The following is a 20961-nucleotide window of genomic DNA, read 5'->3' as shown; positions in this document are numbered from 1 at the left end:
TTCAAATATGCTCTTTCACCTCTCTCTAGACAAAATCATAGCAAGTTTCTTTTTTCTAAAAAATCAGAATATTTTAATGCTCTTGAAATATTCTGATTTTCGTTTTAAAACCAATTTATACACTCCTCTGAAGATATGTGGATACTTATATTAAACGCTCCCAGTTTTCTAATGTGGTTTGTTGTTGCAACTTAGTTAAATACCTATTATCTTCACTGCTGTTTGATAAGTAGAATAAGAAACTGCCAAAACCTCGTAAGTAAAATTGTTGTTTAAGCAAAATTCATTGAATGCTCTATATTCGTCTTGCTCCCAATTATCGTGGACAATAAATTCATCAAAAATTAAAATCGTATCTTTATCGATGATTGGTTTTGAATAATTCAACGCACAGACAGTAGAAGAATATAGATCGGCGTCAAAATTTATAACTGATGCTATTGGTCTTGGTTTAGAAAAGAACGTAGGTAATGTTTCTTCAAACATTCCTGCTATAAATGTTCCTCCATTAATTTTTGGAATTGTTCCTTGTGTTGAAAATGCTCCTTTTTTAAAATGATTCCAATTTTCAGGCAAGCCTTCAAATGTATCAAACCCATAGCCTTTTTTAAATGTTTTAATTAAATACTCAAATGAAGAACCTGTATACACACCAAACTCATAAAAAGGTCGATTTTTTATACTTTGAGTAATTATTGCGTCATAAAAAGAATATCTATCAAAAAAAACTTCTGGTATTTTGGATAAATCTGATACCCATTTTAAAGAATTTAGAAAAGGATTATTTGCTTGAGTTGATTGTATTAAGTGCTTCAATAATGAATTGTCACCTTGGTGTAGCCTCATAGCGCTCAGTGTGAGCCTTCCTTGTAAATGATTTTCATTCACTTTTAAGCATTGCACTATACTTTTCTCTCCTTCTTCTGATTTACCTAGAGTATTTAATATATTTCCAAGATTGTAGTGAGCTTCTGCTAAATCAGGCTTAATTTCAATTGCTTTGCGAGTAGATATTTCTGCTTCCTGTAGTTTGCCAAGAACTTTTAATATACTACCAAGATTTGAATGAGCCTCTGCAAAATTAGGATTAAGTTCAATTGCTTTACGAGTGGATTCTTCTGCTTCTTGTAATTTATCAAGAACTTTTAATATATTACCTAGATTTGAATGAGCCTCTGCAAAATTAGGATTGAGTTTAATAGCTTTACGAGTTGATAATTCAGCTTCTTGTAAGTTGCCAAGATCTCTGAATACATTACCTAGATTGGAATATGCCTCTGCAAAATTAGGATTGAGTTTAATAGCTTTACGAGTTGATAATTCAGCTTCTTGTAATTTACCAAGATCTCTCAATATATTACCAAGATTTGAATGAGCTTCTGTAAAATTAGGATTAAGTTCAATTGCTTTACGGGTCGATAATTCCGCTTCTTGTGATTTACCAAGATCACTTAATATATTACCTAGATTTGAATGAGCTTTTGCGAAATCAGGATTAATTTCTATAGCTTTACGAGTAAATAATTCTGCTTCTTTTAATTTGCCAAAACCTTTTAAGATGATTCCATAATTAGAAAAAACTCTGTAATCCTCGAAGCCTTGATTGATAAAAAGTTGATAATATTTTACTGCTTCTGAAATGTTTCCTTCTGAGTGAAACTTAAATGCTTTTTTAATTAATTCCTCTTTCGAAGGTCTCTTTGATGTATTAGAGTAAATTAAAATATTTTCTTTGATTTTTTCTGATGATAATGGAACTGTAAATGTTCTTACGTTAGAGGCTTCCTTCTTTTGGATTTTTTTTCCCTCAATCACATCGATTAGTTAAAGATTAAATCTTTTGCATATATTATATCTATAACTAGTTTCTAATTTTGAAAAGAAATTAACCCGTTGCAAATTTGTATAATTAAGCAATGGATCCATTCCTTCGCTTGAGCGATGAAGATCTTAAAAAGGGAGATCATTCTTTAGGTCTTTCTTCTAGAGCTGAGAAATGGTTCATGGAAGAAAAGTTTCCAAATTTATTGAATAATCCTTTTTATAGAAAACAGCTTTAAAAGCATATTGCTGATCTAAAAGAGCAGTCAGACAAGATGAATGAAGACATTCAAAAATATGTTCAATTAGGTCTATAAGCTCAAGAAAAGATGGACCTTATTTTTGAGAAATGCTCAAGAATACTCAAGTTGCCTGCTTAATGAATAAGACCATACAAAAAAGATTTCTTGATTTGCTTCAATTCGATTGAAGAGAACAACGCTTGGAATATGATGCCCGAATTTCTACCCGAATTAGCTTAGTGCATCGTGATTATGAGTAGGTAGCTCAACATTCATTTAATTGAGGCCAATTGTGAAAAAAAACAATAAATAAATCATGGAATTAAGTACGGACGAGGCTGCTCCGATTCTTGCTCAAGGTCATAGCTGCACAGTTATAAAGGCCGAAATGCCTCAAAAATATGGCTTAAGTAGACGGCAAGCGAGGCGAATAACAGCGAAGGCAATGGATTTGATCGTTCAAGACTTTGATGAAATTAATATTGAGCGGCCGCAAATGGTGGCAAAACTACTCGTAAATCTTGAACAAGGGATGCAAAAAGGTCTTATTAATAATCAATCAAGTGGTGTTGCTGCCTGCGCAAGACAAATAATTTTATTAGCTGGATTGACTGCTGATTCCTCGTATAACAATAGAGAGAGAAATATATGTTAATCAATCTGGAATCAAGTCAAAAGATATAACTATTCTGTCTGTATCTGAAGAAAAAGGTATTGTTCTGTGGTGAAGAGAAGAAGGAAACAAAACTATATCCCCTAATTCAGGTAGATAAGTTAATTTAGGAGAGTTGATATTAAAATAAGTTTGTCCATTTAAACTAAATTCAATTGCACCTTCATCCTTTTCTAAAGGAGGTACAACTTTTAAATAAATTACGCCGCTTAGCCAACCTCCTGGATGTATATGAGCTTCTTGATAACCTTGCTTCTTTAGAATTACATGCCAACCAACAATATTCTTTTGTTTTGGCCATTTCTGAATATAAGAGCAAGATTCTTTTTCAAACTTTGAATAATATGATTCCAATTCATTTGAAATTATTGATTTAAGTTTGGAAATACTTTTTGATGAGTTTGAAAATATATTTAGATGAGTAGGCGTTTGGAACCCATTTCGAGTGGTTTTATTTATAGGCTCCCAAATAGTTTCAACCTCAGACAAATCTTTAATTAGTTTGCTTGCAAAATCTATATAGTCTTTACAATGATATTTTATATTTGAAAAATATAAAAATGAAAGTGGGTCTTGACAAAAATTATTGGAGGTATTTTTCTTTTCTTGTTCCGCAATAAATGAAGAGAATGAAGCTAGTCTTATATTTTCATTATCAAATGTAGCCGTTTTTTCAATTCTCTCATAAATCTCGTCAATTCTTCCTAATTCGTAAAGAATTTCCAGAGATAATACTCTTGAAATTTGCGTATTGCATGAGTCTGAATCTGTTAATGCTTTATCAAGTTTTCCCTGATCACGATATAAACATGCTCTGTTAATATATGCGCTATCAAAATCTGATTTCATCTCAATTGCTTTTGTGAAACTATTTTCTGCCTCTCTTAATTTACCAATATCCTGAAATATGTTTCCCAGATTATTATAAGCCTCTGCGTAATTAGGTTTCAGTTTAATTGCTTTGCGAGTATATATTTCTGCTTCTTGTAGTTTGCCAAGATCTTTTAATATGCTTCCAAGATTAGAATGAGCTCTTGCGAAGTTGGGATTCAATTTAATTGCTTTGCGAGTATATATTTCTGCTTCCTGTAGTTTGCCAAGACCTTTTAATATATTTCCAAGATTAGAATGAGCATCTGTGTAATCAGGTTTGAGTTCAATTGCTTTGCGAGTATATATTTCTGCTTCCTGTAGTTTGCCAAGACCTTTTAATATGCTACCAAGATTGGAATGAGCCTCAGCGAAAGTAGGATTAAGTTCAACTGCTTTGCGAGTGGCTATTTCTGCTTCTTGTAGTTTGCCAAGATCATTCAATATGCTACCAAGATTGGAATGAGCTTCAGTGAAAGTAGGGTTAAGTTCAACTGCTTTGCGAGTGGATATTTCTGCTTCTTCTAATTTGCCAAGATCATTCAATATGCTACCAAGATTAAAATGAGATCTTGCGAAATTAGGGTTAAGTTCAACTGCTTTGCGAGTATATATTTCTGCTTCCTGTAGTTTGCCAAGACCTTTTAATAAGCATCCATAATTAGAAAAAACTATGTGATCTTTAAACCCTTGATTGATGCAATATTGATAATATTTTACTGCTTCTAGAAGTTTTCCTTCTGAGTGAAGCTTAAAGGCTTTATTGATTATTTGTTCTTTAGAAGGTCTCTTTGATGTATTAGCGGGAATAGAAACATTCTCTTTGATTTCTCCTAAAGCAAATGGAACAGCGAATGTTTTAACTTGAACTTTTTGCTTTTGATTTTTTTTTCCCTCAGTCACATCTCTTCGCTTTATGAAAGATCCATTGAATTCGATTATATCTGGAATTAGGGTTTATCTCTTAAAAAGAAGAGATCATCTGCAAAGTCATAACGTCCCGAGTGACAGAAGAATATGACTTAAGCAGATGACAAGCTAGACTAATTACAGCTAAGGCAATGTATTTGATTGATCAAGACTTTTAAGAGATCAATATTGCGCGGACCCAAATGGTGGCAAAAATACTCTTAAATCTTGAGCAAGGTATATAAACAAGGACTTCTCAATAATCAATCAAGTGGTTTTGCTGGTTGTGCAATACAAATCATTTCACTAGCTCGATTGACTGCTGATTCCACATATAACAATCGATTTAGAAAAATCTAGTATGTGCTTAATTTTGAAAAGAATAAGTGTTAGTTTGGTAATTAAATAGATAAACTAACGTGAATAATCAAATAGAATATAATAATTCTATTAAAAAAATTTTTTATGCTGAGGCAGATTATTCTCAGGATGAAATTGATGCAGTAATAGATGTTTTAAAAAATAATCGACTTTCTTTAATGGGAGGAAAGAAAGTTAAGATATTAGAGCAAAAAGTTTCAAATATATTCAATAAAAGTTATGGACTAATGGTCAATAGCGGCTCATCTGCCAATCTAATTGCGTTTTTATCTCTTAAGCTTGAAAAAGGTACTAAGGTTATAACTCCTTCGCTAACTTTTTCAACTACAATTGCACCCATTGTTCAGAGCAACTTAATACCTTATTTTGTAGATGTAGAGGAGGAAACCTTGCAAATAAATACATCAAGACTAAAGGAAATGGATTTAGAGAATGTATCTGCTATTTGTGTTCCTAATCTAATTGGTAATATAGCAAATTGGAATGATATATATAACTTCGCAAAGGAGAATAAACTTAAAATTATTGAAGATTCTGCCGATACTATAGGGTATACATATAAGACTAAAATTGAAAATTGGTCTGATATAACAACAACTAGTTTTTATGCATCACATGTTATTACAGGAGCGGGTTTTGGTGGTATGGTTTCTTATGCTAATGCTATGGAATATAATAATGGGCTTTCTCTTAGAGGGTGGGGAAGACGATCTTGTCTATATGGAGAAATAGAAGACTATCAAAGAAGATTCTCTGTTAAAATTGATGGTATAGATTATGATGATAAATATGTATTTGATGAGATAGGGTATAATTTTCTACCCTCAGAAATATCAGCAGCTTTCGCATTAGTTCAACTAAAAAAGTTGAATGAAAATATTAGAAAAAGATCTATTAATTTTAATTTTCTTAGTAATAAATTTTCTTCTTCCTCTAATTTTTATATCCCTATCACGTATGATAATGTTGAGACGGGTTGGCTGGCATTTCCTCTGATTCTTAAAAATAAGCTAGCCTCAAAAAGAAAGGAAATTCAGACTTTCTTGGAAAAAGCTGGTATTCAGACGAGGACAATATTTTCGGGTAATATCATGAGACATCCAGTGGCTAATAAATTTCAATGGGATAAATATGGAACATTTGAAGTAAGTGATGAAATAATGAAATCTGGACTATTACTAGGTATTCATAATAGACAAAGTCAAGATAATTTAAATTATATAGTTAATAAGGTTTTTGAAGCAGAATATATATTTGCTAATTCATAAAGAAGCTTAACCTTTAAGCTCCTGTTTTCTATCAATATTATTTTTATTAAACTTACAAAGAAAATATTTTCATAATACATAAGTCTATACTTTAGGATCTATAAATACTATATATTTATAATGGACTTCCGTTATTCATCTATTCGGAAAGGGATTTTAGTTGCAGGTGGAAAAGGCAGAAGATTAGCTCCACTTACGAATGTATTAAGTAAACAGTTGATGCCTGTTTATGATAAACCTATGATTTATTACCCGATTACAAACTTAATGCTCTGTGGAATTAAAGAGATTTTGGTTGTTAGCGATTCAATGAATATGAATTTATTTAAAAATCTTTTGGGTGATGGAAATCAGTGGGGGATGAAAATTTGTTATAAGATCCAAAAGAAGCCAGATGGTGTTGCAAATGCAATTTCACTAGGAGAAAGTTTTATTGATAAATCCAATGTTGCTGTTGCTCTTGGAGATAATATTTTTCACGGTAACGACTTTGTTAATCTTTTGCGCTCTGCAGACTCTATTTCAAAAGGATCTACTGTGTTGGCTTACCCAGTAAGAGATCCTAAAGAATATGGAGTAGTGAAGTTTGATAATTCTGGAAATGTTATTGATATTGAAGAAAAGCCTGAATTACCATCAAGTCAATATGCAATAACAGGAATATATTTCTACGATAATACGGTGTTTAAAAGAATAAAAGAATTAGAAATTTCTTCGCGAGGCGAAATGGAAGTCACTGATTTAAATAGAAAATATTTAAATGATAAACTTTTAAATGTAAAGATCATGGGAAGAGGCATGGCATGGCTAGATACGGGCACAATTAATTCACTTCAGGAAGCATCCTTTTATGTTAAGACTCTTGAACATCGGCAAGGGTTGAAAATAGGATGTCCAGAGGAGGTTGCTTGGAGACAAGGTTGGATCGATGATCTGCAATTAGAAAAATTAGCCGATAGTTTAAGTAATAGTGGATATGGAAAATATCTATTAAAGCTATTAAGAACTAAATATACCAGATGAATTTTTCTTTAAAATTTTACACAAATTAAGAATATAAGGTCAAAATCATGATTTCGTTTCCTGAACCTATAAATAGAATCCTCGTTACAGGTGGCTCTGGTTTTATAGGAGGAACATTAGTTAGAAGAATACTTAAAGAAACTACTCATAAAGTATTTAACTTAGATAAATTAAGCTACGCGAGTAACTTAGATGTTGTTAATAATGAATTTGATCTTAATAGATATCAATTGTTAAATATTGACTTAGCGAATAAGGAAGATACTAAAAATGCTATTGATTTAATTGATCCAGATATTGTTTTTCATTTAGCAGCCGAAAGTCATGTTGATAGATCTATCTTAGGCCCACGAATATTTCTAGAAGCTAACATGATAGGCACATTTAATTTGTTGGAGTCAGTTTTCCAGCATTGGGAATCACTTGAATTATCTAGAAAAGATTCCTTTAGGTTTATTCATGTTAGTACTGATGAGGTTTTTGGTTCGCTAGGCCCAATTGGTCTTTTCTCTGAGGACAGTCCATATAAACCAAGTAGTCCATATTCAGCAACAAAGGCGGCCAGTGATCATTTAGTTAAATCTTGGTTTCATACTTATGGGCTGCCTACAATAATAACTAACTCAAGTAATAATTTTGGAGCATGGCAATTACCAGAGAAATTAATTCCTGTAATTATTATGAATGCTATATCACAAAAACCTATCCCTATTTATGGAGATGGAAAAAATATAAGAGACTGGATTTACGTTGAAGATCATATAGATGCTTTATTAAAAGTGGCTTTAAATGGCAGAGTAGGTGATTCATACTGTATTGGAGCAAATCAGGAAAAAAGTAATGAAGAGATCGTAGAATTAATTTGTGAATTACTAGATAGTCATAATAAATCAAATGCTCCTCATAGTAGATTTAAGGTATTTGTAAAAGATCGCCCGGGTCATGATAGAAGGTACGCTATTGATAATAAAAAAATAATACAAGAATTAGATTGGTGCCCTAAACATGATTTCTCGAAAGCCATATTAATTACAATTGAATGGTATTTATCAAATTTAGATTGGTGTAAAAAGCATAGTTCAAATCTAGTGGTTTAAATGAAATATATAATCAATATAGTTTTCCTTTAAAAATTAATTACATATGTCATTGATTATATCTTTATAATTAAAATGGTTTTTAAACCCTAGATCATTAAGTTTTTTACTATCCATCCAGAAATTAGTTTTTAGTTCTTCTGTTTTTGATTTAGGTGTGTCTACGTATATAATTTTTGATTTCGATTGGAGTTTTTCTTTTGCATTACTTATGAAACTTTCAATTTTTATTATTTCACCAGAACCAACATTATATATTTGATTTAATCTTCCTTTTTTACATATTAACTCAATTGCCCTGCAAGCATCCTCAATATGTATGATCTCTCTAATTTGTCCCCTCTCACCATGCAATTCAATATTTTCATTGGTTTTTAATTTATTAACAATCTGAGTTAAGGTATTCTTTCTATTAGAAACTTTTTTTTCTCCTTTTCCTAAGACACTACATAATCTTAGTATTCTATACTTGATGCCAAATGTTTTACTGAATGAAATAAGCAAATCTTCTGCACATTTTTTGGTAATTGAATAAAAACCTTTAGGGGTGCATATTGAGTTTTCATTTGCAGGGATTGGGCATAAACTTCCATAAACCAATGATGAACTTATAAAGTTGAATATAATTTCTTCATTTTTACAATAATTTAAGACTTCACAAAGTATTGATAAATTCGTTTTTATATCAATTGAAGCATCTATATCGAGATTATAATTACCTACATTTGAAATTAAATAGAGAATATCTTTATTTAAAGGTTTCCTCTCTTCGCGTTTGATTCTATTATGAAAAGGGTACATCTTTATAAATTTACTTCCAATAAAACCCGTTGAACCATAAATTGATAATTCCATTTTTATAACTAAGTATTAATAATTTTATTATAAATAAGTTCTAATTCATTAGTAAATTTGGAAGAATCAAAAAACGATAATTTATTTTTATTTATAAGCTTTTCGCGAATTGCTTTGAGCTTTTCTTTGTTAGTTGCAAGTTCACATGCTAAAGATTCATATTCAGCATGGCTAGTTGTAATTAATTCATTTAGATTACAAGCACTTAGTATACTTGCTCCTATTCTTGCACTGTAACTCTTTCCTAATAAAGTTATAACTGGTAAACCCGAGGATAAGGCAAAATTTGCTGTTGTTGCAGCATTAAAATTGAAAGTATCAAGAAATAAATCAGCACATGCTTGTCTTGATAAATGCTCGTCTAATTTCATATGTTCAGCAAATATTATCCTTTCTTTATCTAAGCCATGATTAATTAATTCAGAATATAAGTTATTCATTGCAACCTGATGTGGTTTTATTAACCATAAAACACTTCCTTCTACGCTATGTAATAATCTGAGCCATATATTGAATTCTTTTCTAGTTATTTTTTGGATTGCATTAAAGCATGTAAATACGAATCCATCTACTGGAAGTCCTAATTGCTCCCTGCTGAATTTATTAACTGATACTTTCCTTGTATTATCATGGGGATAAGAGCTATTAGGAAGGTGTAAGACTTTTTCAGTATAAAATTTCTTATTTTCCTCTGGAATTAATACTTTATCAGCAAGAATATAATCATAGGAATCTGATCCTAGCGATCCAGTATAACCAAGATAGTTTATTTGAATAGGAGCTACTCTATAAGAAAAAATAGAAGCTCTATGAAATTTTGTAATTCCATTTAGATCTATTGCTATATCTATTTGATCATTTCTTGCAAGTTTAACTATATCAAGATCAGAAAGATTATTGATTTCTCTGAAAGTAGATACAGCTTTCTTTACTCTTATTGTATAATCATCTTTAACCTTAGATAGACTATATGCATATATATCGAATTTGGATTTATCATGTAACTCTAGTGTCCTTATTAGTAAATGAGTAACTGGATGATTTCTGAAATCAGATGAAAAATAGCCGATCTTAATTTTTTTGTTTTTTTTGTGATTGACATTTGGTAATTCTTCTTTTTTGTGTTCTTGATTATATTTAACTGCACGCTTTAAGTGATTTAATGGGTTGTCCTCTACATACATTAATTCTAATGGATTTACTGCCTTTCCCTCTATCCCTAATCTATTTAAATCAGGTATATACTTTTCCATCTGATCCCACATGCAAAGATGGGCTGAAGTGAAAATCATCTTGGAAATAGTACGAATTTGTTTGGGATTTATTTCTAAGGATTTTTTATATGCTAGATGTGATTCTTCTAATTTGTCTGAATCCAGCAAAATGGACCCTAGATTAAAATGAGCATCAGGATAATCAGGTTTAAGTTCTATCGTTTTTCGAGTATATAATTCTGCTTCTTTTAAATCAATAATCGATTGGTATTTATCATATATATCAAGCAATATACATCCAAGATTAAAATTACCAACAGCGTAATCAGGTTTAAGTTCAATTGATTTGCGAGCAGAAATTTCTGCCTCTTTCAATTGTCCAAGATCTTTCATGATAGATCCCAGATTACAATGCGCTTCTGCGAAATCAGGTTTTATTTCAATTGCTTTGCGAGCAGAAATTTCCGCCTCTTGTAATTGGCCCTTATCTTTCAAAATAGATCCTAGATTATTATGAGAGATTGCTAAATCAGGATTTATTTCTATTGCTTTTCGAGTAGAAATTTCTGCCTCTTTCAATTGTCCAAGATCTTTCAATGTGTTTCCCAGATTGTTATGCGCCATTGCAAGATTAGGGTTCAATTTAATGGCAATACGTTGTGATGATTCTGCTTCTTTTGATTTACCAAGATCTATCAATATATTTCCTAGATTTACATAAGCATCTGCATTGTTAGGGTTCATCTCAATAGATTTGCGAGTAAATAATTCTGCTTCTTGTAGTTTCCCTAACCTTCTTAAAATAATTCCATAATTTGAAAAAATATTGCAATCCTTAAAGCCAAGATTGATAAAAAGTTCATAATATCTTACTGCTTCTGGAATATTACCTTCTGAATGAAATTTAAATACTTTATTAATTATTTCTTCCTTAGTTGGCTTGGCTGATTTATTGGTTGAAAGTGAAAAATTGCCTTTAAATTCTTCTAAAGCACCTGGAATTAATATTTTTTTATTTGCTTTTGGTTGTTTCTTTTTATGTTTACGTTGTTTACCAAAACCTTTCATTTCTTCAGGCACTTCTATTCTTTCTTTAAAAAGCTTTTCATTAGGATATTAACTTACACTTGGGCTTAACTTTAAGAAGAGCTTGACCCGTTGTAATTATGCAGAAGTTTATCTCCATGCACGGGGAAGTAATTTGTCAAAGCCTATTGAAATAAAGGTATTTGTTAATTACCCACCGCTTTCCCTTCAAGGGAAACTTTTTCCCTTTAACAAGATTATCGTAAATTTTCTAATTAAATATTCACTTTTTCAGTATTTAATGTGTTCCAGCCCTTATCCATAACATGTTGGTCGAGCATAAAGTGAAAAAACAGCTAAGTTTTGAAGGGTTTTCTTCCTTTCGTTTCCTCAGGTTTTTACTTTTTTCAGTCCTGTTTTGAGTATTTAATCATCGCTTTTCTTTCTGACCGAGGCTTTTCTTCACTAGAGTTTCCTTAATAAATTGATGTGTCTTCACCTTGCTTAGTAGGTAGTTGTTGTTCTTTTCCCTTTTGCTTTGCAAGTCGCCAAGTATTCGTTTTTTTAAGTTCTCCCTGTTCATTAATACACCTTGAACAAGGCTTTGAGTTTCAACTTTGGATTGAGCTTCTTTTGGTGAAAGAGAATTATCTGAATTTATTGTTAGGACATTAGGTCGTTTAAATGTGTCTCTGATAAGGGAGGAGGTATTTTCTTGCTTGAAAGCTATGTACAGATTCCATAAGCTTCTTGGATTATTAGATCCGAGTCCTTTTGCAAGTTTTCTTTCAACCTTTGTTTTGCGACCTTGTGGAGTAATTAACCACCCACGTTCACATTCAACCTTGATATTTTGATGCAGAATTCAAGCCAATACGCCATTTCGTTGGTACGGCTAAATCTTTTTGGTAAATATTTTGTTTTAGAATTGCAATAAGAGCAAATAGCATGACATATGAAAAATGACTTGGATAATTTCACCGATCTCTGAAGTCTATTTCTATCAAAGCTTTTTTGAACGCTCCCTGCAAGATTCGAACTTGCGGCCCACTGCTTAGAAGGCAGTTGCTCTATCCAGCTGAGCTAAGGGAGCTAAATGGGGTTCTTTTAAGAGAAAAACGATAAGGCTCGCTTTAGTCTGAAAAACTCAACTATTCAAGACTACATACTGACGTATCACGCCACAAGCAGAATTAAGCAGACCAACAATAGCTTGATTGTTGATGTATTGAAATTAATTGATTCTTATCAACATATGGATAATCAAATAATATAGGATTTTTGGGACTGAATTTGGTGGTGCCTTGTGCTTTCTGGATTTTTATAAGATTTTTTTGTAGGTTGAAATGTTTTTTTACTAGTTCTAGCGATTAGGTCTTATCTTGGATATGTAGAAACGATAGAAAATGATTTCAAGAAGGTTGACCAAAACACAAAAAGCAGAGATTTTAGATGCTTATAAGGCTGGAGATAGTACCAATTTCTTAGCAGGAAAATATAGTTGTTCACCAAATACTATAAATAGAACGGTCAAAACTTTATTAACAGATAGTGAATATAAACTTTTAAAGAAAAAACGATCAAAGATTCACAATAAAAGCGAAAAATTGTTTGATACTAAAACTATAATAGAAAAGAAGGATATAGAATATTCTAATTCATTGATTTCATTTAAGGAACAAGATGAAAAAGAAGATTCAAGTATTAACGTAAATCAAGAATCTAATTTACATGAACTTGATATGATTAATTCTTTTTCAGTTGAAGATTCTGATTATTTAAGTGAAGATTTGTCTTTTGTAAGTAATAATAATAGTCAAGATGTAGCTAATGATTTTGAGGAAATAGCCCCCTTGATTTCTAGCTTTGATTTTGATTTAGGGAAGCAAAAATCAGATTTTGAGATACTTAATTATGAAAGCCTTCCTGAAAGCGTATATATGATTGTGGATAAAAAAGTTGAGTTAGAATTGCAGTCTATTTCTGATTTGCCTGAGTGGAGCTTTTTACCTGAAAATGAATTACAAAGAAATGCAATTTTATTATTTGCTAATCAACGTTCTGCTAAAAGGATTTGTTCGAGAAGTCAAAGAGTAATTAAGGTTCCAAACACAAATGTATTTAAACTTTCAAAATCATATTTAATTTCAAAAGGTATTACTAGATTAATACTTGAAGATTCAATAATTGGCTTGGATAATTAGTTATTGTAAAAGTTAATTATCATCATCCTTGCTAATCATTAATACTGAAGTTAAACCACCAGACATTAATCCGAAAGTAAATGTCGCACCCATTAAGAAACCAATTGGAAGAGATACTGTTTTATTAATTATAAAATCTAAACTATATTTTTTCCCTATATTTTGAGATCCTAGGCATAGAAAAAAAATTAACAATATTGCTGTGGCAATATTTAGAGTTAAAAGTTTTAATCTGAAAAACATTTAAAAATTCTCTAATAAAAATTTATCTTTTTATTAGCTTTGAGTTAAAAAGTTTATTTGTCAAGCTTCTTATGTAATTTCGAATAAAGCCATTTTTTGTCATAACCCGTTTCTTCTGAAACTTTTCGAGCTGCAATATTAGATCTTTCTCCTTGATTGATTAAAATATTGAGTTTATTTAATGCTTCTGATTCACCTATTCTATTCTTTTTCTTTTTATTATTTCCTCCTAGAACTATTGTGAATTCTCCTTTTGGCTTGTTTATCATGAAATATTTTTTTACCTCCTCGATGGTCTTCCCTATTGACTCTTCATATCTTTTTGTAAGTTCTCTTGCGATTTGAATAGGGCGATCTTTTCCGCATTCAATAGATAAATCTTCTAAGAGTTTTATCAATTGATGCGGTGATTCATATATTACTGTCGTTCTATGTTCTTGTGAAATATCCTCCAAACGTTTCTTCCTAAGGCTTCGTTTCTTTGGGAGAAACCCTTCAAAGCAAAATCGCTCTGATGGTAAGCCACTTATTACTAATGCTGTAGTTGCAGCGCAAGGTCCTGGAATGCAAATTACTTCATAACTATTGGACCTAGCAGCATGAACAAGTTCTTGACCTGGATCATTTATCCCTGGTAAGCCAGCATCACTAATTAAAGCAAGACTCCCCCTGCTTTCTAGTATTCCTAATAATTGAGATTGACGACTTTTGAAATTGTGTTTGTGATAGCTAAGAAGTGGTACTTTAGATTTTATTATTTTCAATAATTGTCCACTTCTACGAGTATCCTCACAGGCTATTACTGAAACATTCTTGAGAATTGACTTTGCCCTCGGAGATAAATCTCCTAAGTTTCCTATTGGCGTACCTACTATGTAAAGTGTCCCTGGACAAGGTTCTGATCTTTCTTGCTGATGCTGGTTCTCGTCAATTAAATCCATTATGTCAATTGATCTTGTTGTGCCAGAAGAGGTCGAATTAACGACTTTATTGGATGAGCTTAGAAAACTTTGCTGGGCTTCAGCCGATGTTTTGATGGCATATGCGAGAGGGGAGCAGCCTCCCTATGGCTTTCCAAGATCCTTAACTGTAGAAGAAGGTGGCGATGGCCCAGTATCAGCAGCTGACATGGCAGTTAATGAATTATTGATCTCTGGATTGCAGGATAATCTCACATTTAAAGAATGGGATATTTTAAGTGAAGAAACTTCTAAGGAAAAAACCTTTCAACTAGAAAATTATAAAAAAGATTGGTGCTGGATTATTGACCCACTTGATGGGACAAAGGATTTTCTTCAAGGGTCTGAAAACTATGCAGTTCATATTGCTTTGGCATATAAAGAAAAGCCAAAACTTGGGATAGTTTTGATTCCTGAAAAGAATGAATTATGGTTTGGAATTATTGGAATTGGTGCATGGTTTGAAAACCGAGATGGCTCTAAAAAGAACTTTTCTTTTAGTGAAAGGATTGATATTCCTAAATTAGTTCTGGTTTCAAGCAAAAATCATCAACAATCAAAACTTAAAAAACTTCTGTCAACTTTGTGCTTTGCTGAGACAAAAAAAATAGGCAGTGTCGGTTGTAAAATCGCCTCGATTATGAGAGGAGAAGCAGATGTTTATATATCTATATCTGGACAAACTTCTCCAAAGGATTGGGATATGGCTGCTCCCCATGTACTCATTGAAGCGGCTGGTGGAATGTTCTCTCATGCCGATGGAACAAATTTGACTTACCAGCAAACTAACTATTCTCAGCCTGGCTGTTTAATTGCTAGCCATGGTAAATCTCATAAAAAGATTTGCCAAAAAGCTATGGAGTTTTTCTCTCTAGAAGAATCTAAATTTGTAGTTTAATTATCAAGTAAGAGGGGCTACAGGCGTAGGAGTTGGCTCAGGGTAGTTGTTCATTCCACCATTTTGAGATACTCCTCTTAAAGTTAGATTAATGCGCCCGCGATTATCTATTTCTCTTACCCTTACCGTTACTTGATCTCCAACTTTTACAACGTCTTCCACTTTTTCTACTCTTGCTTCAGATAATTGAGAAATATGAATCATTCCCTCTTTTCCAGGAAGTATTTCAACAAACGCGCCAATTGGAATAATTCTAGTGATGGAACCAGGGAAAATTTCTCCCTCATGTACTTTTCTAGTTAAACCTTCAATAATTCTCTGAGCTTCTTCTGCCGCTGCCCCATCATGTGAGGCAATAGTGACAATACCCCCATCTTCTATATCGATTTTTGTGTTAGTTCTTTCTGTGATTCCTTTTATTGTTCTTCCTCCAGGTCCAATGACAGTTCCAATGAGCTCTGGGTCAATTCTAAAGCTTAATAGCCTTGGGGCATGAGGAGATAAATTGTCTTTTGGTGTTTCAATTGCCTCTAGCATTTTCCCTAATATGTGTGTCCTAGCAGGAAGTGCTTGATTAATAGCCTCCCCAATTGTCTCAATGGGAAGTCCAGTTATCTTCATATCCATTTGCAAGGCTGTAATTCCTTTTTCTGTGCCAGCAACTTTGAAATCCATATCTCCAAGAAAGTCTTCAATACCTTGAATATCAGTTAAAATTCTGACTTCCTTGCCTTCTTTGATTAGGCCCATGGCAGCGCCACCTACAGGGGCTTTTAAGGGGACTCCTGCATCCATGAGTGCAAGCGTACTTCCACATACTGAGGCCATAGAGGTGGAGCCGTTAGAACTCAAGACTTCGCTAACAACTCTTAAAACATAAGGAAAAGTATCTTTTGCTGGAAGTACAGGAATTAAAGCCCTTTCTGCTAAAGCTCCGTGACCAATCTCTCTTCTTCCAGGAGTTCTCATTGGTCGAGTCTCTCCTACTGAGTAAGGTGGAAAATTGTAATGATGTATATAGGTCTTATCAGTATTAGGGTTTAAATCGTCCATTTCCTGGGCATCGCTTGGAGTGCCCAATGTTGCAGTAGAGAGTACTTGAGTTAAACCTCTTTGAAATAAAGCTGATCCATGAACTCTGTTAGGTAAAACTGCAGCATCAGCCTCAATTGCTCTTACTTCATTCAATTCTCTTCCGTCTACCCTTTTACCTTCCTTAATTATCTGATCTCTCATTAACTTTTTGGTTAAAGCTTTATAACTATTTTCTAGTAGTTTGTTGTTTAAAGAAATAGATTTTTTTACAGCGTTATCGTCTTTTAGTCCATCTATTTTTAAAGAAATACTTGTCTTTATTTCTTCGATCTTATTGTCTCTTTCTTCTTTCGTTTGATCAAAGTTTTTGAGGACTTCACTAATTGATTTTGTACAGTTTTTATCTAAATAGTTTGATATTGTTTCGTCAACCTTAGGGGCTTCAGGAATCTCTTGATTGATTCCTGACTCTTTTAAAACTTCTTTTTGAGCATTGATTAATTCAGTTATGGCTTCGTAGCCAAAATCAATAGCTTCAATAACGTCTTGTTCGGAAAGTTGATTGGCTCCTGCTTCAACCATTACTACTCCATCTGGAGTTCCAGCAACTACAAGGTCAAGATCACCTCTTTCGATTTCTCGATAACTTGGATTAAGAACAAAGTCATCTCCTAAGAGGCCAACGCGAACAGCAGCCATAGGCCCTTGGAAAGGAATACCTGCCATTAATGTTGCCATTGAAGCTCCTGTTACAGCTAATACATCTGCTGGAACTCTTTCATCTAAGGAAAGACAGGTTGCAACTATTTGTATGTCATCCCTCATCCAACCAGGGAAAAGAGGTCTCATTGGACGATCAATAAGTCTTGATATCAAAGTCGCTCTTTCGGGAGGTCGACCTTCGCGACGCATAAAACTTCCTGGAATCCTTCCTGCTGCATATAACCTTTCTTCGTATTCACACATTAAAGGTAGGAAATCAATCCCCTCTCTTCCTGTAGATCTTGTTGCTGTTACGAGAACGGAGGTGTCCCCACACTCAATCATTACTGAACCACCAGCCTGTGGAGCAAATCTCCCTGTAGTGAGCTTTATCTCTCTACCATCGAAGGAAACGGATTTTGTCTGACCTTGCACGTGCCTTTATAGCTTTTTGTCTTTAGACATTCTTACACTTGATGGGACTAATTGAGTAAAAATCTCGATAGATTTGTTTCCTAGAGGAAACATTTACCACAATTCCTGAAACTATAAAATTAAAAAAGAAGTGGGAAATATAATCTTTCCCACTTCTTGGTTTAAATAAATTTGCTGATAGTTATTACCAACTTGATTTTACTACTCCAGGTAATTCTCCATTATGAGCTCTTGATCTAAGTTGATTCCTGCATAAGCCAAAATCCCTATAAACGCCTCTTGGTTTACCCGTGGCCCAACAACGATTTCTAATTCTATTTGGTGCACAATTTCTTGGTAAAGCTTGAATCTTTCGATGGATTTCTAGCCTTTCCATAGGATCTTTAGCTGATTTGAAAGCATCAATAAGAGTTTTACGCTTCGCTGCGTATCTTTCTACAAGTTTTTTGCGCTTTACATCACGCGCTATCATTGACTTTTTGGCCATTAAGGTGCTTATTAAACACGTTTGGATATCATTTTAACTCTTTGCCTGATTGTTTTAAGAAATTGCAGGAAATTTATTTTCAAAATATTTTTTTCAAATTTAAATAATCCATTTTTTAGGTTATTATCTATGGACAAGCTGTTGAAATAAAGATAGTTGAGTTGTATCGCGGATTATTAAAACAACACTTAGTCCAACTAGTAAAACAAATCCAGATTGCATAAAAGCTAATTGAACTTTTTCTGGAACTGGCTTTCCACGGATACTCTCTAGAATTAGAAGAAAAAGTTGTCCTCCATCTAAAAGAGGCAATGGTAAAGAGTTAAGAACTGCCAGATTAATTGAAACCAAAGCAGAAAAGAGTACAAGACCTGACCCTCCTTGCTCTGAAAGCTGAGCACCAATTTCAACTATTTTGACTGGTCCACTCAACTGCTGAGCAGTTGAAGAGAAATTAGTAATCAAACTTTTATAACCAATAACTGTCCGACTTAGTAATTCATAAAATTGTGAATTTGAGCTGTCCAATATTTCTCCAATATTCTTTGCTTTCGATACTTCATTGGGAAGATTTGGTTGCAACTGAGCTCCTATCCTCCCATTCCCTTCGTTTTCAGATGGGATTATAGAAACCGTCTCGCTTTCTCCTTCATTAATTCTCTCAAAAAGTAATTCTTCTCCAGATGATTTTTGAATGATATTGACTAAATTCATAATGCCTTCTTTACCGCTGCCTAATTCTTCACCGTTTACGCTCATTATTCGATCTCCAGCAACTAATCCTGAATTAAATGCAGGCTCGTCTGGCTGGATTCCCATGATTATTACTCCAGGTTCAGGTTGATTAGGAATCCCTACAAAGCTTGCTTGACCAATAAGTACTATCCAAGCAAGTAATAAATTTGCTATTACACCCGCTGAAATAACTATTGCCCTTTGGTGAATTGGTCTATTCTTTAAAAGATCTGGGTCATTGGGTTGAACTAATGAATCAGTTTCTTCATCAGGAAATGACACGAATCCCCCTAGAGGAAGAGATCTAAGTGAATAAGTAATTCCATTTATTTCCTTTTTCAAAAGAGCTGGTCCAAAACCAATTGAAAAACCACTGACTTTGATTTTTTGAAGAACTGCTGCTAAAAAATGACCAGACTCATGAAAAAAAATCAGAAGGCCAAGTACAGCTATAGATAATAGAACGTTCATTAATTAGATTTTGATTGGGTTATTCTGGCTGTAATTTGTTCGAACCGAAGTAAGGTATTAAGGCTTTTGGTAAATTGATACTTCCATCAGATTGTTGACCGTTTTCCAAAATCGCAGCCATAGTGCGACCTATAGCTAATCCACTTCCATTTAAGGTATGCAAAAGTATATTTTTTTTATTGTTATCTTTTGTTCGTATTGAAGAACGTCTAGCTTGAAAGTCTCCACAATTACTGCAACTAGATATTTCTCTAAAAGTATTTGCACCTGGTAGCCAAACCTCCAAATCATAAGTTTTTTTTGCGGAGAAACCTAAGTCTCCTGTGCAAAGTTGAATTACTCGGTAAGGTAGTTCGAGTTCTCGCAACACAGATTCTGCATCATATGTGATTTGTTCTAAAGCCTCTTCAGATTTTTCTGGAGTAGTAAACCAATACAGTTCAACTTTATTGAATTGATGAAGTCTGATTAAACCTCTTGTATCCCTTCCGTAACTTCCAGCTTCTCTTCTGAAACAAGGGCTATAAGCAACGTATCTTAACGGCAGCAAATCTTTAGGAATGATCTCTCCACGATGAAGAGATGTTATTGGAACTTCAGCAGTAGGAGTCAGCCATAAATCATCATCAGCACATTTAAAACTTTCTTCTGCGAATTTTGGTAACTGTCCAGATCCAGTTAGACTAGCTGTGTTTACAAGAGCTGGTGGAAGAACTTCTAAATATCCTTTCTTAACATGTAAATCAAGCATGAAATTTATAAGTGATCTCTCAAGTTTTGCTGCTTGTTTGAAAAGGGTTACAAATCGACTTTTTGCTATCACTGAAGACCTCTCACTATCCCAGAGGTTTAATTTATTGGCAATTTCCCAGTGATCTTTTAAATTATTTCCTGAAATAGGTTCTCCCCATTTTCTTATTTCTTTATTATCTTTTTCGTTTTTCCCTTTGAGAGAATACTTTTCTGGAAGGTTAGGCAAGCAAAGGATTTGTTCGTTTAATTTATTTGAAATCGATTTTTCTTCGTCTTCAATAGCACCCACTTGTTTTTTGATTTGATTGCCCTTGATGCGAAGATTTGAAATCTCATCAGAATCTTGAGAAAGACCTTGTTTGATCTTTTGGCCAACCTCTTTACCAATCGAATTGCCCAGTGCTTGTAAAGAATTTCTTTTCTCTTCAAGTGCTTTAAGCTCTTTGCATAATTTTTGAAGAGGTCCTAAATCAAAATCAATTCCTCTAGATTTAAGTCCTTCCGAAATTAAATTAGGATTTTCTCTTAGCAGTCTCTGGTCTATCACTATCTGTATATTGAATTCCTTTTAGCCTAATCGTTAATTGTTCCTAAAAATAATCATGCTTGTTAATTTCTTCTAAATCAAGAACTTTTTTGATTAATTAAAATAAAATTATA

Annotated in this window: 18 protein-coding genes and 1 tRNA gene; 8 read left to right on the top strand and 11 right to left on the bottom strand. The window is 33.0% G+C overall.

Annotation, left to right across the window (positions count from 1 at the left end; translation table 11 throughout):
- Positions 1-195: 195 nt before the first annotated feature.
- On the bottom strand, positions 196-1815 hold the full coding sequence (locus tag O5637_RS04650) for a tetratricopeptide repeat protein (RefSeq protein WP_269606506.1): 1620 nt from the start codon (positions 1813-1815) through the stop codon (positions 196-198).
- A gap of 101 nt (positions 1816-1916) precedes the next feature.
- On the opposite strand from O5637_RS04650, the gene O5637_RS04645 reads away from it, so the two are divergent.
- Positions 1917-2060, top strand: coding sequence for a hypothetical protein (locus O5637_RS04645; RefSeq protein WP_269606504.1), 144 nt, complete (start codon positions 1917-1919; stop codon positions 2058-2060).
- A 319-nt stretch (positions 2061-2379) separates the two neighbouring features.
- Positions 2380-2718 (top strand): hypothetical protein, encoded by a 339-nt coding sequence (locus O5637_RS04640; protein ID WP_269606502.1) that lies wholly within the window; start codon positions 2380-2382, stop codon positions 2716-2718.
- On the opposite strand, the gene O5637_RS04635 is transcribed toward O5637_RS04640, so the two are convergent.
- Positions 2719-4509 (bottom strand): tetratricopeptide repeat protein, encoded by a 1791-nt coding sequence (locus tag O5637_RS04635; RefSeq protein ID WP_269606500.1) that lies wholly within the window; start codon positions 4507-4509, stop codon positions 2719-2721.
- 234 nt (positions 4510-4743) lie between these two features.
- On the opposite strand from O5637_RS04635, the gene O5637_RS04630 reads away from it, so the two are divergent.
- The 4 genes from O5637_RS04630 (at position 4744) to rfbB (ending at position 8284) form a co-directional block, all read left to right on the top strand.
- The gene (locus O5637_RS04630) at positions 4744-4875 is read left to right on the top strand and encodes a hypothetical protein (RefSeq protein WP_269606498.1); all 132 of its coding nucleotides are present in this window, start codon (positions 4744-4746) and stop codon (positions 4873-4875) included.
- 59 nt (positions 4876-4934) lie between these two features.
- Entirely contained in the window at positions 4935-6164 is a 1230-nt protein-coding gene (locus tag O5637_RS04625) for a DegT/DnrJ/EryC1/StrS family aminotransferase (protein ID WP_269606496.1), read from the top strand.
- A gap of 120 nt (positions 6165-6284) precedes the next feature.
- Positions 6285-7187, top strand: coding sequence for a glucose-1-phosphate thymidylyltransferase RfbA (rfbA, locus tag O5637_RS04620; RefSeq protein WP_269606494.1), 903 nt, complete (start codon positions 6285-6287; stop codon positions 7185-7187).
- 47 nt (positions 7188-7234) lie between these two features.
- Positions 7235-8284 carry a dTDP-glucose 4,6-dehydratase gene (gene rfbB / locus O5637_RS04615; protein WP_269606492.1) on the top strand — a complete coding sequence of 350 codons (1050 nt, stop codon included), beginning with the start codon at positions 7235-7237 and terminating at the stop codon, positions 8282-8284.
- A 36-nt stretch (positions 8285-8320) separates the two neighbouring features.
- Here the strand turns inward: rfbB and O5637_RS04610 are convergent, their stop codons facing one another.
- The 3 genes from O5637_RS04610 to O5637_RS04600 all read right to left on the bottom strand — a co-directional run bounded on the left by O5637_RS04610 (position 8321) and on the right by O5637_RS04600 (position 12472).
- Positions 8321-9139: an NAD-dependent epimerase/dehydratase family protein gene (locus O5637_RS04610; RefSeq protein ID WP_269606490.1), complete on the bottom strand. Its 819-nt coding sequence runs from the start codon at positions 9137-9139 to the stop codon at positions 8321-8323.
- An 8-nt stretch (positions 9140-9147) separates the two neighbouring features.
- Positions 9148-11433 carry a tetratricopeptide repeat protein gene (locus O5637_RS04605; RefSeq protein WP_269606488.1) on the bottom strand — a complete coding sequence of 762 codons (2286 nt, stop codon included), beginning with the start codon at positions 11431-11433 and terminating at the stop codon, positions 9148-9150.
- A 965-nt stretch (positions 11434-12398) separates the two neighbouring features.
- Positions 12399-12472, bottom strand: a tRNA-Arg gene (locus tag O5637_RS04600).
- A 328-nt stretch (positions 12473-12800) separates the two neighbouring features.
- Between O5637_RS04600 and O5637_RS04595 the strand changes: the two genes are divergently transcribed.
- Positions 12801-13583: a hypothetical protein gene (locus O5637_RS04595; RefSeq protein ID WP_269606486.1), complete on the top strand. Its 783-nt coding sequence runs from the start codon at positions 12801-12803 to the stop codon at positions 13581-13583.
- A gap of 12 nt (positions 13584-13595) precedes the next feature.
- Here the strand turns inward: O5637_RS04595 and O5637_RS04590 are convergent, their stop codons facing one another.
- Positions 13596-13826: a hypothetical protein gene (locus O5637_RS04590; protein WP_269606484.1), complete on the bottom strand. Its 231-nt coding sequence runs from the start codon at positions 13824-13826 to the stop codon at positions 13596-13598.
- A gap of 53 nt (positions 13827-13879) precedes the next feature.
- Complete coding sequence (rsmI, locus tag O5637_RS04585) at positions 13880-14767, bottom strand: 16S rRNA (cytidine(1402)-2'-O)-methyltransferase (RefSeq protein WP_269606483.1); 888 nt, start codon at positions 14765-14767, stop codon at positions 13880-13882.
- A gap of 1 nt (position 14768) precedes the next feature.
- Between rsmI and O5637_RS04580 the strand changes: the two genes are divergently transcribed.
- Entirely contained in the window at positions 14769-15683 is a 915-nt protein-coding gene (locus O5637_RS04580) for a 3'(2'),5'-bisphosphate nucleotidase CysQ family protein (protein WP_269606481.1), read from the top strand.
- 3 nt (positions 15684-15686) lie between these two features.
- Here O5637_RS04580 and O5637_RS04575 read toward each other — a convergent pair whose 3' ends face one another.
- From O5637_RS04575 to serS, 4 genes are all read right to left on the bottom strand, one after another.
- On the bottom strand, positions 15687-17855 hold the full coding sequence (locus O5637_RS04575) for a polyribonucleotide nucleotidyltransferase (RefSeq protein WP_269606479.1): 2169 nt from the start codon (positions 17853-17855) through the stop codon (positions 15687-15689).
- Between the two features lie 184 nt (positions 17856-18039).
- Positions 18040-18342 (bottom strand): 30S ribosomal protein S14, encoded by a 303-nt coding sequence (gene rpsN, locus O5637_RS04570; protein WP_269606477.1) that lies wholly within the window; start codon positions 18340-18342, stop codon positions 18040-18042.
- 123 nt (positions 18343-18465) lie between these two features.
- Positions 18466-19548: an RIP metalloprotease RseP gene (gene rseP / locus O5637_RS04565; protein WP_269606475.1), complete on the bottom strand. Its 1083-nt coding sequence runs from the start codon at positions 19546-19548 to the stop codon at positions 18466-18468.
- Positions 19549-19567: 19 nt separating this feature from the next.
- Entirely contained in the window at positions 19568-20848 is a 1281-nt protein-coding gene (serS, locus tag O5637_RS04560; protein ID WP_269606474.1) for a serine--tRNA ligase, read from the bottom strand.
- Between the last annotated feature and the right edge of the window lie 113 nt (positions 20849-20961).

It is taken from the genome of Prochlorococcus marinus str. MIT 0917 (genome assembly GCF_027359575.1).
Taxonomy (GTDB): Bacteria; Cyanobacteriota; Cyanobacteriia; order PCC-6307; family Cyanobiaceae; genus Prochlorococcus_B; species Prochlorococcus_B marinus_D.
The sequence above is the reverse complement of the archived record's forward strand: the minus strand, read 5'-3'. Positions and strand labels throughout refer to the sequence as shown.